Genomic DNA, 15,093 nt, shown 5'->3' on the forward strand with positions numbered 1-15,093 from the left:
TGGGACCCCGACCATGCCACAAGGGCTACTGGCGGGTAGTCCCGGGACCGCGCGCGGCGGGAACCGTCCCCCGGCGGCCGCGCGTTGCCCCGCCATGGACCTGATCTGTCCGAAGTGCCAGGGCTCGATGCGGACCTACGAGCGCAACGGCGTGCACGTCGACCAGTGCTCCGACTGTCGCGGCATCTTCCTCGACCGCGGCGAGCTGGAGCGGCTCATGGACGCCGAGAACGCCTGGCACGGCGGGTCGGCCGGGGGGCAGGGCGCGGCGTCGCGCGGCACGGCGTCCGCCGGCGGAACGGCGCACGGGGGCGGGGGCTCCGCGGGCGGGCTCGGCGCGGGCGGACTCGGCGCCGTCGTCGGTGAGGTGCTCAACCAGGTGCAGGGGAAGAAGCACTCCTCCGGCCACGGCTCGAAGCGCAAGCAGTCGTTCCTGGGCGACCTGTTCGGCTGAGCGCCGTGCACGGCGGCGCCCCGCGAGGCACCCTCGAAGCGTGTTCGACGTCGACTGGATGGGTCAGCTGGCCCGCGAGGTGCTCCGCGAGCGGGTGCCCGCGCTGATCGCCGAGGCCTGCGCCTGGACCGTCGGCCTCTCCGACCGCCCGCACCACGAGCGCCGGCGCGGGCGGCTGACCGGGACCGGCGGCACGATCGGCGACCGCGTCGCCCGCGGGCAGTCGATCAGCGGCGACGAGGACGGCCGGCTCGACCTGGGCGACGCCCGGCCCGGCAGCTTCCGCGACGCGCTGAACGGGCTGGACGCCGACGGCGTCGTCTACGCCGACCACTTCGACCGGGAGGTGCTCGAGCCGTTCGTGCTGGGCACCTGCGTGCTCGCCGCCGAGCGGGCGCGGGCCACGCGGCCGGCGGAGTGGGCCGAGCTGCTCGACGACCTCGGCGAGGACGGGCGGGACCTGGTGGGCGTCGTCCGAGCGGGGGAGTGGGAGGCGCCGCTGCGCACCGAGGCCGAGCACCTGGTGCTCGCCGCCCTGGCCGACCAGCCGCTGCTGGCGGTGGAGGCCGAGGGCCTGCCGCTGTCGCTGGTGCGCGCCGCCGAGGCGCTGACCCGCGAGGCCGCGGACCCGGGCGTGGCACCCCCGCGGGAGGACCCCGACGCCTCGGGGGCGGTCTTCCTCGCCCGCGCGGCGCTGGCCGCCGGGGAGCTGGCCCCGCCGGTGCCCCCGACGGACGCGGGCCGGCTGCTCACCGCGCTGCTCGCCGAGGGCCTGGAGCCCGAGGAGCTGCCGGCCGTGCTGGTGCACCTGCCGCTGGCCCCCGGCACCGCCGACGCCGTCCTGACCCTCCTGGACGCCGGCCGCTGAGCCCTCCCCGCCGGGCGCGTCGACGCCCAGCCGGGCCAGCACGCGTGCTCCGGCGACCAGCGCCGCCGACGATCGGTGCGGCGACCGGCCGGGTCAGATCTCGAGCGGCAGGCCGGTGTAGTTCTCGGCGAGCTCGCGCGCGGCCGGCTCGGACTCGACGATCCGGCGCAGCTGGGACAGCTGCAGTTCGGCGTCGAACTCGTCGCCGGAGCGGTGCAGCATCGAGGTCATGAACCAGGAGAAGTGAGTGCACCGCCACACGCGGGCCAGCGCCCGGTCGGAGTAGGAGTCGACCAGGTCGCTCTGCTTCTCCTGCAGCAGCCGGACCAGCGCCTGCGCGAGCAGGGTGACGTCGGCGAAGGCCAGGTTGAGGCCCTTCGCGCCGGTGGGCGGCACGATGTGCGCGGCGTCCCCGGCCAGGAACAGCCGGCCGCGGCGCATCGGGGCGCTCACGAACGACCGCATCGGCAGCACCGACTTCTCGGTGATGGTGCCGGTGTTGACGCTCCACCCCTCGAGCGCGAACCGCCGCTCGAGGTTGTCCCAGATCCGGTCGTCGGACCAGTTCCCGATCTCCTCGCCCGGGTCGACCTGGAGGTACAGCCGCGACACCGAGGGCGAGCGCATCGAGTAGAGCGCGAAGCCCTCGGGGTGCCAGGCGTAGATCAGCTCGTCGGTGGCCGGCGCCGCGTCGGCGAGGATGCCCAGCCACGCGTACGGGTAGGTGCGCTCCCACACCCGGCCCGCGCCGGCGGCCTGCACCACCGGGCGGGAGGCGCCGTGGAAGCCGTCGGTGCCGGCGATGGCGTCGCACTCCAGCACCTGCTCGGTGCCGTCGGCGTCGGTGAACCGGATCCGCGGGGAGTCGGAGTCGACGTCCTCGGGGCGGACGTCGGAGACCTCGAACAGCAGCGGCGGGCCGCCGTCCAGCTGCGTGCGGATGAGGTCCTTGGTGACCTCGGTCTGGCCGTAGACCCACACGGTGCGGCCGCACAGCTCGGGGAAGTCCAGCGTCGCGCGGGTGCCCGGGTACTGCAGGTGGATGCCGCGGTGCTCGAGGCCCTCGCGCTGCAGCCGGTCGCCGACGCCGGCGGCGGTCAGCGTGTCGACGGAGTGCTGCTCGAGGATGCCCGCGCGGATGCGCGCCTCGACGTAGTCCCGCGACCGGTTCTCCAGGACGACGGTGTCGATGCCCTGGAGGTGCAGCAGCCGCGACAACAGCAGGCCGGCCGGGCCGGCGCCGATGATCCCCACCTGAGTACGCACCCGGCGAGTGTGACGGCCGGTACGCCGCCGAGGGAACCGTCGGCTACCGCTCAGTGGAAGTGCTGAGCGCGCGACACCTGCCGGCCGATGCCCCGCGCGGCCACCTCGAGGACCGGCACCAGCCGCGTGACGTCCCGCCGGTGGCTGGGGACGACGATGCCCAGCGCGGCGACGACCGCCGGGGCCCCGCCCCGCTCCGCGACCACCGGGACGGCGACCGACAACGTGCCCAGCGACATCTCCTCGGCGGTGCGCGCGTACCCCCGCCGACGCACCTCGGCCAGCTCGCGGCGCAGGCGGGCCGGGTCGACCACGGTGTGGCGGGTCTCCCGCGTCAGGCCGCGCAACATGGCCTCGACCAGGTCGTCGGGCGCCGACGCCATCAGCACCTTGCCCACCCCGGTCGCGTGCAGCGGCAGACGGCTGCCCACCTGGCTGACCACCGGCGCCGACTCCCGCCCGGAGATCCGCTCGACGTAGAGCGCCGAGCGCCCCTCCCGGACCGCGAGGTGCACGGTGTCGCGGGTGGCGGTGTGCACGTCCAGGAGGAACGGGGCGGCGACCTGCCGCAGCTCCAGCTGCACCGGCGCCAGCAGGCCCAGGTCCCACAGCTTGCGGCCGACCTCGTACCGGCCGTCGGCCCGCCGCTGCAACGCCCCCCAGTCGGTCAGCTCGGCCAGCAGGCGGTGGGTGGTCGACAGCGGCGTGCCGGAGCGCTCGGCGATCTCCGACAGCGTCAGGCGCGGCGTGCTGCTGGTGAACGCGTCGAGCACGGCCAGTGCCCGTGAGGTGACCGATCGCCCGGTCGTCGCGCTGCCACCGGCCACGCGCGCCTCCTTCCACTGGACGGCAGTCCCGGTTTGGGCAGCCTAGCCCGTCGGTCGTACGGTCCCAGCATGACCGGGACCACTTCCGAGAGCCGGCTGCACCTGCCGCGCTACCTGCGCGAGGACCCCTCGCTGCGCACCCCCGTCGGCTTCCCCGACTACAAGAGCACCGGCCTGCGGGCACCGCTGCGCGCGCCGGTCGACCTGCCGCACCGGCTCACCGAGCTCACCGGGCCGGTCCTCGGGGAGGACCGGATCACGGCGGCGGACGCCGACCTGACGCTGCGCAACGGTGGCGAGGCCGTGGGCCAGCGCATCCTCGTGTACGGCCGGGTGCTCGACAGCGACGGCCGCCCGGTCCCCAACGCGCTCGTCGAGGTGTGGCAGGCCAACGCCGGCGGGCGTTACCGGCACGTCGTCGACGTGTTCCCGGCGCCGCTCGACCCGCACTTCGACGGGCTGGGCCGGGTGGTGACCGACAGCCTCGGCCGCTACGAGTTCATGACGATCAAGCCGGGTGCCTACCCGTGGGGCAACCACCACAACGCCTGGCGGCCGGCGCACATCCACTTCTCGCTGTTCGGCCAGGCGTTCACCCAGCGCCTGGTCACCCAGATGTACTTCCCGGACGACCCGCTGTTCGGCCAGGACCCGATCTTCAACTCGATCCCGGCCGCGGCGCGGCACCGCGCGATCAGCCAGTACAGCCTCGAGCGGACCGTGGACAACTGGGCGCTGGCCTACGAGTGGAACATCGTGCTGCGCGGCAAGGACCAGACCCCGTTCGAGACCGAGGACGACGGGGACGTCGCGTGATGACGGTCGCGGGAGCATCGCAGCGAGGCACGAGCGAAGAGCGGACCGAGATCGGAACCGCGCGAGAGGACGTCGCGTGATGACGGTCGCGGGAGCATCGCAGCGAGGCACGAGCGAGGAGCGGACCGAGATCGGAACCGCGCGAGAGGACATGGCGTGACCCTGAACCCGCTGGACGTCCCGGACGTCACGGAGCCCTACCAGCCGCTGCCCGGGCGCAAGCGCCACACCGGCTTCCTGACCGAGCCCCTGCGGTGGGGCCTGAGCCCGAGCGCGACCGTGGGGCCCTACCTGGCCATCGGCCTGTCCTGGCCCGACGGCATCTGGGCCGCCGACGAGGGCACCGAGGGCGGCATCTGGATCCGCGGCCGGCTCTTCGACGGGGCCGACCAGCTGGTCCCCGACGCGATGATCGAGAGCTGGCAGGCCGACCCGAACGGCGGCTTCCCGTCGCCGGAGGACCCCCGCGGAGCGGCCTCCTACCCGGGTTTCCGCGGCTTCGCCCGCGCGCAGACCGTGGAGCCCCCGGGTGAGTTCGGCATCTTCACGCTCAAGCCCGGCCGCGTGCCGGACGGCGAGGGCGGCCTGCAGGCGCCGCACATCGACGTCTCGGTCTTCGCCCGCGGCCTGCTCGACCGGGTGGTCACCCGCATCTACTTCGCCGACGAGGCCGAGGCCAACGCGGAGGACGTCGTCCTGCGCGGGCTGAGCGAGGAACAGCGGCGCACCCTGGTGGCGGAGAAGACCGACGACGGCTACCGGCTCGACATCCACCTGCAGGGGGACCAGGAGACGGTCTTCTTCGACCTGTGAGCCTCTTCGCCGGCACCTTCGCCCGTGGCGCGGCGGCGGCCGCGGTCTCCGACGACGCCTGGTTCCGGGCGCTGCTGGAGGTCGAGGCCGCCCTCGCGCGGGCGGCGGCGCGCACCGGGCTCGTGCCGACGACCGCGGCCGACGCGGTCACCGCCGCCTGCGCCGACCCCTCGCGGCTGGACCTCGCCACCGTGGTGGCCCGGGCCGCCGACGCGGGCAACCCGGTGCCGCCGCTCGTGCGCGCGGTGCAGGACGCGGTGGGGGGGCGCGACGCGGTCGCCGTGCACGTCGGCGGCACCAGCCAGGACGTGCTCGACACCGCCCTCGTGCTGCTGGCCCGGGACGCGGTCGCGGCGATCGACGCCGACCTGGCGGCGGCGGCCGACACCGCTGCGGGGCTGGCGCGGGCGCACCGGGACGACGTCGTCATGGGCCGCACGCTCCTGCAGCAAGCGCTGCCGACCACGTTCGGGCTCAAGGCCGCCGGGTGGCTGGCCGGTCTGGACGGCGCCCGGCTCCGGCTGGCCGAGGTGGTGGCCTCGCTGCCGGTGCAGTACGGCGGCGCGGTCGGCACGCTGGCGGCCAGCGACGGCTCGGGCACCGCGGTCCGCGCGGCGCTGGCCGAGGAGCTGGGCCTGGTGGACACCGCCGTCCCCTGGCACACCGTGCGGCTGCCGATCGCCGACCTCGCCGGCGCGCTCGGCGCGGCCGCGGGGGTGGTGGCCACCGTCGCCGTCGACGTCGTGCTGCTGGCCCAGTCCGAGGTGGCCGAGGTCGCCGAGGTGGGGGAGGGGCGCGGCGGCTCCTCGGCGATGCCGCACAAGCGCAACCCGGTCGCGGCGATCTCCGCGCGCGCCTGCGCCCGCCGGGCACCCGGGCTGGTCGCGACCCTGCTCGCCGCCATGGAGCAGGAGCACGAGCGAGCCGCCGGCGCCTGGCACAGCGAGTGGCCGTCGCTCACCGAACTGCTCAGCACGGTCGGCTCGGCCGCGGCCTGGCTGGCCGAGAGCCTGCGCGGCCTGCGTCCCGACGTCGCCCGGATGGCGGCCACCGTCGCCGCGGCCGACGAGGGGCCGCTCGCCGGTGCGCTCGCCGACGCACTCGCCCCCGCCCTGGGCCGGGGGTCGGCCCACGACGCCGCGGCCGCCGCGGTCCGGGAGGCGCAGCAGACCGGCCGGACGCTCGCGGAGGTGGTCGCCGCCCGCACCGACGTCGACGGCGCCGCCGTCCTGGCCGCCGCCGCACCGGACGTGGGGGAGGCCGGCGCCCAGGTGGACGCCGCCCTGGCCGAGCACGCCGCACTCACCGAAGGGGAGAAGTGACAGCCGTCGAGGTCTCGTACACCGAGGAGGGCCCGCGCGACGCGCCGGTCGTCGTCCTCTCCAACTCGCTGGGCGCTACGCGGGGCATGTGGGACCCCCAGGTGCCCGCGCTGGCCGAGCGGTTCCGGGTCATCACCTACGACACCCGCGGACACGGCAGCTCCCCGGCACCCGCGGGGCCGTACACGCTCGACGACCTGGTGGACGACGTCCTCGCGCTGCTGGACCGCCTCCGGGTGGCCCGCGCGCACGTGGCCGGCCTCTCGCTGGGCGGCATGACCGCGATGCGGCTGGCCGCACGGGACCCCGACCGCGTCGGGCGGATCGCCCTGCTGTGCACCTCCGCGAAGACCGAGCCGCAGGGGTTCCTCGACCGGGCCGCGGCCGCCCGCGCCGAGGGCACCGCGTCCTTCGCGCCGACCGTGGTGAGCCGCTGGCTGACCCCGCCGTTCGCCACGGAGCACCCGGACCTGGTGGCCCGCCTCCAGGCGATGGTCGCCGGCTGCGACGACGACGGCTACGCGGCCTGCGCCGAGGTGGTCGCCGGCATCGACCTGCGCGAGGAGCTCGGCCGGATCACCGCCCCCACGCTCGTCGTCTCCGGTGCCGAGGACCCGGCGCTGTCGCCGGACCACCAGCAGGCGATCGCCGACGGCGTCGCCGGCGCCCGCCTCGTGTCGATCAGCCCCGGCGCGCACCTGGCCAACCTCGAGCAGCCGCTGCAGGTGACCGGCGAGCTGCTCGCCCACTTCGACACGGCAGGCGGTGCCCGGTGAGCGAGCTGCCCTCCACCGACGACGGCCGCCGCGAGGCCGGGATGCGGACCCGGCGGGAGGTCCTCGGCGACGCGTGGGTCGACCGCGCCGTCGCCAACACCACGCCGTTCTCCGCCGGCTTCCAGGACTTCATCACCCGGGTGGCCTGGGGCGACGTCTGGCAGCGACCGGGCCTGGCCCGGCGCGACCGCAGCCTGATGACGCTGTCGATCACCATCGCGCTGCGGCACTGGGACGAGTTCGCCCTCCACGTGCGGGCGGCGAAGAACAACGGGCTCACCGACGACGAGATCGCCGAGTGCATCCAGCACGCCGCGGTGTACGCCGGCGTCCCGTCGGCCAACCACGCGTTCAAGGTCGCCGCGCCGATCCTCGAGGAGCTGCGCGGCGCCTGAGCGCGCGCGACCGTGCGGTGCCGCGGGGGTCCCGCGGCACCGCACGGCCGGTTCCGGCGGTGTCAGGGCGTGACGTCGCCGGGGCCCTGGTCGGCGGTCCCGTCGTCGTCGGTCGCCGCGGCACCGGACCCGGCGGCCGTGCCGCCCGGGTCGGTGGGGGTACCGGCCGGGTCGGTGGGCGTGACCGTCGGGTCGGTGGGCGTGATCGGGTCGGTGGGGGTGGCCGTCGGGTCGGTGGGGGTCTCGGCCGGGGCGGGCGTGGCCGGTTCCGGGTCCGCCGGCACGGTCACCGGGAGCGCGAGCTCCTCGGCGTCCTCCGCGAAGGTGACCCGCCAGACCTGTCCGCCGGGCTCGACCTCCTCCGTCGCGGGGTCGTCGGCGTCGGCCGGGGACGTGCTGTAGGCCGAGACGTAGACGGAGTCGCCCCTGCCCAGCGCGAGTCCGGACGGGAACGGGACGTCGACGGAGGTGTACGTGGCCTCCTCGGGGTCGTCGGTGGTGAAGCGGACGACGTTGCCGCTGGGCCGGGTGGGATCGGACCCGAGGATCTGCGAGACGTAGACGTGCTCGCCGTCCGGGGCGACCGCCAGGCCGTTGATGCCGGTGAAGCCGTCCCAGCGGCCGGTCTCGTCGCCGTCGGCGTCGTAGCGGACCACCTCGGCGACGCCCGGACGCAGGGAGCCGACCCCGCCGACGTAGACGTTGCCGGCCCGGTCCCGGGCGAGCGCGCTGGGGACGAACTCCGGGGTGGTCTCGTCGTCGTCGGACTCGTAGGCGGCGAAGACGCTGACCTCGTAGTCGGGGAGGCCGCTCTCGTCGAGATCCGAGAAGTCCGGCGTCACCCGCCAGACGGCGTTGGCGCCGGCATCGGCGACGAGGGCGTACTCGTCCACGCCGCGCTCACCGCGGGGGGTCGGGTCGACGACGATCACGGCGTTCGGGTTGGAGTCCAGCGCCGTCTTCCGATCCGGGTTCAGGCGCTCCTCCGCCTCGCCGAGGTCCACCCACGGCAGGACTTCGTCGTCCACGCTGAGGAGCAGGTGCTCCTGTGTCTCGTCGTCGGGGTCGTCGGTCTCGTCGCCTTCCGCGGCGAGGGCTTCGGGTGTTCCCTCGCCCTGGGCGATGACCAGGGCGCCCGGGAAGCCGGTCGCGACGCCGTCGGCGCCGACGGTGCCCTCGGCCGACTCCACGGAGTAGAGGCCGGACACGATCTCGTCCGCGTCGCCGTCCACGGTGCGGCCCGGCCGGTCGATGGCGGAGATGGCGCCGGTGAACCCGTCACAGATGCCGTCGGCACCGAGGTCGCCGACGGCGGCGGTCGCCGCGCTGTCGGTCCCGGTCGACCCTGTGTCGGTCGCCGTGTCCCCGCCGGTGGTGGGCTCGGTGGGGGTGGCGGTCGTGTCGGGTGCGGGCACGGGGACGTCGCCCGGGCCCTGGTCGAGGGTGCCGTCGTCGTCGGCCGGCGGCTCGGCGACGACGGGCCCGGCGCCGGTCGACCCGGGATCGGTCGACCCGGTGCCGGGTGCGGCCGTCCCGGCGTCGGTGGCGGGGGCCTCGACCGGCGGTGGTGCGGTGCAGTCGTCACCGCCCTGGCCGCCCTCCGCGACCAGGAGGGTGCGCCCGGCCCACGCGAGCTGGCGGGGGTTGTCGAGCCCGGTGGCGACCACGACGTGGTCGGGCTGTTCGCTGCTGTCGGGCGTCTCGACGGTCGCGGACGCGGCGGTGGCGCTGCCCAGGAGGAGGGCGAACGAGCCGGCGGCGACGATGGTTCTGCGCATGTGGAACTCCGCGTGGGGGTCGGCGGTGTGGAGGGAGACCCCGGGCCTCTCGTCGCCCGGGGCGGATCGCGTGCGGTCCCCGATGCCGACCGAAGCTAGGTGCGGACCGGGAGGGTCCGGAGCCCCCAGGTGGGGGAGGGACAGGTCCGTCTCTTGGGGGGCGCCGGTACCCCGTCCGCCCGGCCCCCACGACGACGAGGGCCCCGCCGTCGGTCCCGGAGGACGGACGGCGGGGCCCTCGTGCGGGGCGCCCCGGGTCAGGCGGTGGCGGGCGACATCTCCCGGACGGCGTCGGGGACGGTCAGCGGGGCGCCGGTCTTCTCGGCCACCTCGTCGGCGCTCACCCCGGGGGCGGTCTCCACCAGGACGAACCCCTGCGGGGTCACGTCGATGACGGCCAGGTCGGTGACCACCCGGTCGACGCAGGCCTTGCCGGTGAGCGGCAGGGTGCACTCCTCGACCAGCTTCGGGCTCCCGTCGCGGGCGACGTGCTCCATCATGATGATCACCCGCTTGGCGCCGTGCACGAGGTCCATGGCGCCGCCCATGCCGTTGACCATCTTGCCGGGGATGAGCCAGTTGGCCAGGTCGCCCCGGGGGTTGACCTGCATCGCACCGAGGACGGCGACGTCGAGGTGCTTGCCGCGGATCATCCCGAACGACAGCGACGAGTCGAAGTAGCTGGCGCCCGGCAGGACCGTCACCGTCTCCTTGCCGGCGTTGATGAGGTCGGGGTCCTCATCGCCCTCGTAGGGGTAGGGGCCGACGCCGAGGATGCCGTTCTCCGAGTGCAGCACGACGTGCACGCCCTCGGGGATGTAGTTCGGCACCAGGGTCGGCATCCCGATGCCGAGGTTCACGTACTGGCCGTCCTCGAGCTCCAGCGCCACCCGGGCGGCGAGCTCCTCGCGGGTCAGGGCCATGTCAGTTCCCCTCGGTGACTTCCTCGCCGGCGGCGGCCGGGGTGGCCGGAGCGCGGCGCGGGCGGGTGGTGAGCTTCTCGATCTTCTTGTCGTCGGGGCGGGCCAGCACCACGCGGTCGACGAACACGCCGGGCAGGTGCACCTGCTCGGGCACGATCTCCCCGGGCTCGACCAGGCGCTCGACCTCGGCGACGGTGATCCGCCCGGCCATGCCGGCCAGGGGGTTGAAGTTGGCCGCCGACTCGTGGAACACCAGGTTGCCGTGGCGGTCCCCGAGGGCGGCGCGGACCAGCCCGAAGTCGGCGGTCAGCGCGGTCTCCAGCACGTACTGCTGGCCGTCGAACTCGCGGACCTCCTTGGGGCGGCTGACCTCCACCACGGTGCCCTCGGCGTCGTAGCGGACGGGGATGCCGCCGTCGGCGACCATCGTGCCGACGCCCGTGGGGGTGTAGAAGGCCGGTATGCCGCTGCCCCCCGCGCGCAGCCGCTCGGCGAGCGTGCCCTGCGGGGTCAGCTCGACCTCCAGTTGACCGTTGAGGTACCGCCGGGCGACCTCCTTGCTGCCGCCGACGAAGGAGCTGATCGTCTTGCGGATCCGCCCGGCGTAGAGCAGCACCCCGAGGGCCGCGTCGTCGACCCCGCAGTTGTTGGAGATCGTGGTCAGGTCCGTGGTGCCCTGTTCCAGGATCGCGTCGATCAGGCCGTACGGGATCCCGCACAGGCCGAACCCGCCCACGGCCAGCACCGCGCCGTCCGGGATGTCGGCCACCGCCGCAGCGGCGCTGTCCACCACCTTGTCCATCAGCTCTCCTCGTCGTCCTCGGCCGTTCAGGGGCGGGCGGGGGAGGCGTGCGTCTCCTCCGCCCGGGTCTCGGTGACCAGGCGGGGCCGGCCCGCGGCCAGCCCCACGACCAGCTGCAGGACCGCCAGCACCAGGAGCAGGACCAGGCCGGTCCGCCACCCCCCGGTCACGTCGTGCAGCAGACCGACGGCCAGCGGCCCGGTGGCCGCGAGCAGGTACCCCACGCTCTGGGCGGCCGCCGAGAGCCGGCCGGTCTGGCCGACGTCGCGGGTCCGCACCAGGACGAGGGTCATGGCCAGCGGGAAGGCGATCCCCGTCCCCAGACCGTAGAGCACCGCCCACAGCACCGGCGCGGCCGCCGGGGCCAGCAGCAGGCCGGTGATCCCCACGGCGATCAGGGTGCAGGAACCGCCCACCCACGCGCCCTGGCCCGGGCGGCGGGCGGCCAGCGGCGGGACGACGAGGGCGCAGGGCGCGCCGACGGCGGTGGCCCCGGCCAGCACCGCGCCCGCGGCCACCCCGGACATCCCGGCGTCGTCCTCGAGGATGTTCGGCAGCCAGGTGAGCATCGCGTAGAAGGTCAGCGACTGGAGGCCGAAGAACCCGGTCACCGCCAGGGCCACGCGGTCCCGGAGGACGGCGCTCACCGGCAGCCGGGCCGCGGCGGGGATGCGCTCGACGCGGCGGCGCGAGGCCAGGACGGCGATGCCGCCGAGGGCGACCACGGCCGGGACCAGCCAGAGGGCGAGCCCCGCGAGCGCCGAGCCCCCGAGGGTTCCCAGCGGTTGGGCGAGGCCGGCGCCCAGGCTGGCCGACAGGGCGACCGACGCCGTCGTCACCCCGAGGACCGGCGCACTGCGGGCTCCGTACTCGGCGCGGACCGCGGCGGGCAGCAGCACGTTGACCACCGCGATGCCGGCGGTGAGCACCACGGTGCCGGCGAACAGGCCCCAGGTCCCGGCCAGGCGCAGGAGGATCCCGGCGACGAGGACCACCGCACCGGCGGTGACGGCGCGGTGCACGCCGATGCGGGCCGCCAGGGCAGGGGCCGTGGGGGAGACCAACCCGAAGCAGATCAGCGGCAGCGAGGTGAGGACGGCGAGCGTCGCTGTCGAGACGCTCAGCTCGTCGCTCAGCTCGTCGAGCAGCGGGCCGACTGCGGCGAACGGCGCCCGCAGGCACAGGGCGAGGAGGACGAGGGCCACGGCCGGGCCCAGCAGGACCCACCACGCCCGGCGGTCGGAGGGAGGGCGGCTCACGACCCGGGACGCCGGGTGCGCGAGAGGTCGTGCTCGATGTGCCGGGCGGTCTCCAGCAGGACCGGGACCAGCTCGTCCTCCAGCTGCTCCATCGACGTCCGGCTGGCGTGCGCCGAGACGTTGAGCGCGGCGACCAGCTCACCGTCGGTGCTGCGGACCGGGGCGGCGGCCGAGCGCAGGCCCTCCTCCAGCTCCTGGTCGACCAGCGCGTAGCCCTGGGCGCGGGCGTGCTCGACGGCGGCGCGCAGCTCGACCGGGTCGGTGACCGTGCGGGCGGTGTAGCGGGTGAGCTCGGCCTGCTGCAGGTAGGCGGCGAGCTCGGCGTGTCCCAGGCCGCCCAGCAGCACGCGGCCCATCGAGGTGGCGTGCGCCGGCAGCCGGGTGCCGACCGACAGCAGGACCGTCATGATCCGCTTGGTCGGGACGCGGGCGACGTACACGATGTCGTCGCCGTCCAGGACCGACAGCGACGAGGACTCGTTGACGCGCGCGACCAGGTTCTCCAGGTGCGGTTCGGCGACCTCCGGGAGCGTCAGCCCCGACAGGTAGGAGTAGCCGAGCTCCAGGACGCGCGGGCGCAGCGAGAACTCCCGCCCGTCCACGCGCACGTAGCCCAGCTGCACGAGCGTGAGGAGGAAGCGCCGCGCGGCGGCCCGCGTCAGGCCGGTGGCCCGGGCGACCTCGGACAGCCCCAGCCGCGGGTGCTCGGCGTCGAAGGCCCGGATCACGGCGAGCCCACGGTCGAGCGACTGCACGAAGGTGCTGTCGCGCACCGGCAGGACGGCCGGCTCCTCGGCGATCTCCACGCGCTCCCTCCCCGGCCCGAGGGGGCGGGTCGGCGCCCCGTCTGCCATTGTGCGCAGAGTGAACGGCTGTACGGCAAGCGGACCTCACCGGCGATCACGGCGCGGTCACTTCCCGCGGTGCGGGCTTGACGGTGGCAGCCGTCACCTGTTTCCGTTCTCAGACAGCACAGCGGTTCGCGCAGCGAACGCCAGTCATCCGGATCCCACTTCTCGAGGAGCGCCCATGCGCCGAGCTCGAGCGGCCCTCGCTGCCGCGTCGTTGCCGTCCGCCACCCGTGGCGGGGCCGACGGCCGAGGGGTGCTGCTGCCGTGACCGAATCCCCCTCGGCGCCGGTCTCCGTCTACGAGCCCGCCGCGGACAACTCCGACGCCGGCGTCGCGCCCAAGCCCCCAGCCAAGCGCTCCCTCGGCGCCTCGCCGATCGTGCTCGGGCTGATCGGACTCGTGGCCCTGGTGGCCCTGTTCGAGATCCTGCCGCGGATCGGGGTGCTGCCGAACCGGTTCTTCCCGACGTCCTCGCAGATCTTCGCCGCGTTGCTGGACCAGCTGGGCCAGTCCGGGTTCTGGATCGCGCTGCTGGACACCATCCAGGGCTGGGCGCTGGGCCTGTTCATCGCCGCCGTGGCCGGCGTGCTGATCGGGATCCTGATCGGCAGCTCGCACTTCCTGCGCGAGCTGACCGCCTCGACCATCGAGTTCCTGCGGCCGATCCCCTCGGTGGCGCTCATCCCGCTCGCGGTGCTGCTGTTCGGCACCTCGATCGAGAGCAAGCTGCTGCTGGTCGTCTACGCGGCGTTCTGGCAGATGGTCATCCAGGTCCTCTACGGCGTCCAGGACGTCGACCCGGTCGCCCAGGACACCGCGCGGGCCTACCGCTTCCCGTTCTGGGCGCGGGTCCGCTACGTCACCTGGCCGACCGCGCTGCCCTACGTCATGACCGGGCTGCGGCTGTCGGCCTCGGTCGCCCTGATCCTGGCGGTCACCGCCGAGCTGGTCATCGGCAACCCGGGCATCGGCAACCGGCTCGCGGTCGCGCAGAGCAGTGGCGCGATCGAGGCCACCTACGCCCTGGTCGTCGTCGCCGGCCTGCTCGGTGTGGTGGTCAACCTGGTGTTCCGCTTCATCGAGCGGCGGGCGCTGAGCTGGCACCCGTCCCAGCGGGGAGAGGTGGCTCTCTGATGGCGTTCCTGCGCCGGTTCGGGTTCGCCCTGGGCCTGCCCGTCGTGCTGTTCGTGCTCTGGTGGGTGACCTCGGCGTCCAGCACCGACTTCTACTTCCCGCCGCTGTCGCGGATCGTCGACAGCCTGGTCGAGGAGTGGTTCGGCCCGCGGCTGGCCGACGACGTCCTGCCCAGCCTGCTGCGGCTGGCCGCCGGTTACCTGATCGCCGCGGTCGTGGCGGTCACCCTGGGCGTGCTGATCGGCACCTACAAGCGGCTGCGGGACCTGCTGGAGCCGGTGCTGGAGTTCTTCCGCGCCATCCCGCCGCCGGTGGTCGTGCCGATCCTCATGCTGATCTTCGGCATCGAGAACACGATGAAGATCGTCGTCATCGCGTTCGGCTGCATGTGGCCGATCCTGCTCAACACCGCCGAGGGCGTCCGGGCCGTGGACAGCGTGCTGTCCGACACGGCCAAGACGTACCGGATCAGCGGCGCGGCCCGGCTGCGGCACCTGATCCTCCCCGCGGCCAGCCCGCAGATGGCCGCCGGCCTGCGGCAGGGCCTGTCGGTGGCGATCATCCTGATGGTGATCAGCGAGCTGTTCGCCGCCAGCGACGGCCTGGGCTTCGCCATCGTCCAGGCGCAGCGCAGCTTCGCCATCCCGGAGATGTGGGCGGGCATGCTGATGCTCGGCCTGCTCGGCTTCCTGCTGTCCCTGCTGTTCCGCCTCGTCGAGAGCCGGTGGCTGGCCTGGTACCACGGCCTGCGCCGGGCCCAGCGCGCCGGGTGATGACAGTGCACACCCCGACCCTGACCCCCCGATCGG

Annotated in this window: 16 protein-coding genes; 9 read left to right on the top strand and 7 right to left on the bottom strand. The window is 74.7% G+C overall.

Features of this window, described 5'->3' with window-relative positions; translation table 11 throughout:
- Window positions 1–94 precede the first annotated feature (94 nt).
- Both PGN05_RS00800 and PGN05_RS00805 read left to right on the top strand, forming a co-directional pair.
- Window positions 95–454: a zf-TFIIB domain-containing protein gene (locus PGN05_RS00800; RefSeq protein WP_419750310.1), complete on the top strand. Its 360-nt coding sequence runs from the start codon at window positions 95–97 to the stop codon at window positions 452–454.
- A 40-nt stretch (window positions 455–494) separates the two neighbouring features.
- Entirely contained in the window at window positions 495–1,322 is an 828-nt protein-coding gene (locus PGN05_RS00805) for a hypothetical protein (protein WP_419750311.1), read from the top strand.
- Window positions 1,323–1,415: 93 nt separating this feature from the next.
- Here the strand turns inward: PGN05_RS00805 and PGN05_RS00810 are convergent, their stop codons facing one another.
- Both PGN05_RS00810 and PGN05_RS00815 read right to left on the bottom strand, forming a co-directional pair.
- Window positions 1,416–2,588, bottom strand: a complete 1,173-nt coding sequence (locus PGN05_RS00810; RefSeq protein ID WP_419750313.1) for a 4-hydroxybenzoate 3-monooxygenase — start codon at window positions 2,586–2,588, stop codon at window positions 1,416–1,418.
- Between the two features lie 50 nt (window positions 2,589–2,638).
- The gene (locus PGN05_RS00815; RefSeq protein WP_419750314.1) at window positions 2,639–3,415 is read right to left on the bottom strand and encodes an IclR family transcriptional regulator; all 777 of its coding nucleotides are present in this window, start codon (window positions 3,413–3,415) and stop codon (window positions 2,639–2,641) included.
- Window positions 3,416–3,484: 69 nt separating this feature from the next.
- Between PGN05_RS00815 and pcaH the strand changes: the two genes are divergently transcribed.
- From pcaH to pcaC, 5 genes are all read left to right on the top strand, one after another.
- Window positions 3,485–4,231: a protocatechuate 3,4-dioxygenase subunit beta gene (pcaH, locus tag PGN05_RS00820; RefSeq protein ID WP_419750316.1), complete on the top strand. Its 747-nt coding sequence runs from the start codon at window positions 3,485–3,487 to the stop codon at window positions 4,229–4,231.
- Window positions 4,232–4,387: 156 nt separating this feature from the next.
- Window positions 4,388–5,044 carry a protocatechuate 3,4-dioxygenase subunit alpha gene (gene pcaG / locus PGN05_RS00825; protein ID WP_419750317.1) on the top strand — a complete coding sequence of 219 codons (657 nt, stop codon included), beginning with the start codon at window positions 4,388–4,390 and terminating at the stop codon, window positions 5,042–5,044.
- On the top strand, window positions 5,041–6,366 hold the full coding sequence (gene pcaB, locus PGN05_RS00830; RefSeq protein WP_419750318.1) for a 3-carboxy-cis,cis-muconate cycloisomerase: 1,326 nt from the start codon (window positions 5,041–5,043) through the stop codon (window positions 6,364–6,366). The genes pcaG and pcaB overlap by 4 nt, the downstream gene beginning before the upstream one ends.
- On the top strand, window positions 6,363–7,142 hold the full coding sequence (gene pcaD / locus PGN05_RS00835) for a 3-oxoadipate enol-lactonase (RefSeq protein ID WP_419750319.1): 780 nt from the start codon (window positions 6,363–6,365) through the stop codon (window positions 7,140–7,142). The genes pcaB and pcaD overlap by 4 nt, the downstream gene beginning before the upstream one ends.
- A complete protein-coding gene (pcaC, locus tag PGN05_RS00840; RefSeq protein WP_419750320.1) occupies window positions 7,139–7,537 on the top strand; it encodes a 4-carboxymuconolactone decarboxylase in 399 nt (132 codons plus the stop codon). Before pcaD ends, pcaC begins: the two co-directional genes overlap by 4 nt.
- 62 nt (window positions 7,538–7,599) lie before the next feature.
- Here the strand turns inward: pcaC and PGN05_RS00845 are convergent, their stop codons facing one another.
- From PGN05_RS00845 to PGN05_RS00865, 5 genes are all read right to left on the bottom strand, one after another.
- The gene (locus PGN05_RS00845; protein ID WP_419750322.1) at window positions 7,600–9,315 is read right to left on the bottom strand and encodes a ScyD/ScyE family protein; all 1,716 of its coding nucleotides are present in this window, start codon (window positions 9,313–9,315) and stop codon (window positions 7,600–7,602) included.
- Between the two features lie 257 nt (window positions 9,316–9,572).
- Entirely contained in the window at window positions 9,573–10,238 is a 666-nt protein-coding gene (locus tag PGN05_RS00850) for a CoA transferase subunit B (protein ID WP_419750323.1), read from the bottom strand.
- A gap of 1 nt (window position 10,239) precedes the next feature.
- The gene (locus PGN05_RS00855) at window positions 10,240–11,040 is read right to left on the bottom strand and encodes a CoA transferase subunit A (protein ID WP_419750324.1); all 801 of its coding nucleotides are present in this window, start codon (window positions 11,038–11,040) and stop codon (window positions 10,240–10,242) included.
- 26 nt (window positions 11,041–11,066) lie between these two features.
- Window positions 11,067–12,299, bottom strand: coding sequence for an MFS transporter (locus PGN05_RS00860; RefSeq protein ID WP_419750326.1), 1,233 nt, complete (start codon window positions 12,297–12,299; stop codon window positions 11,067–11,069).
- A complete protein-coding gene (locus PGN05_RS00865) occupies window positions 12,296–13,105 on the bottom strand; it encodes an IclR family transcriptional regulator domain-containing protein (protein WP_419750327.1) in 810 nt (269 codons plus the stop codon). Before PGN05_RS00865 ends, PGN05_RS00860 begins: the two co-directional genes overlap by 4 nt.
- A gap of 309 nt (window positions 13,106–13,414) precedes the next feature.
- Between PGN05_RS00865 and PGN05_RS00870 the strand changes: the two genes are divergently transcribed.
- Together PGN05_RS00870 and PGN05_RS00875 are read left to right on the top strand one after the other, a co-directional pair.
- On the top strand, window positions 13,415–14,284 hold the full coding sequence (locus tag PGN05_RS00870; RefSeq protein WP_419750329.1) for an ABC transporter permease: 870 nt from the start codon (window positions 13,415–13,417) through the stop codon (window positions 14,282–14,284).
- Window positions 14,284–15,057 carry an ABC transporter permease gene (locus PGN05_RS00875; protein WP_419750331.1) on the top strand — a complete coding sequence of 258 codons (774 nt, stop codon included), beginning with the start codon at window positions 14,284–14,286 and terminating at the stop codon, window positions 15,055–15,057. The genes PGN05_RS00870 and PGN05_RS00875 overlap by 1 nt, the downstream gene beginning before the upstream one ends.
- The last annotated feature ends 36 nt before the right edge of the window (window positions 15,058–15,093 follow it).

This window comes from Geodermatophilus sp. CPCC 206100 (genome assembly GCF_048569675.1).
GTDB lineage: Bacteria > Actinomycetota > Actinomycetes > Mycobacteriales > Geodermatophilaceae > Geodermatophilus.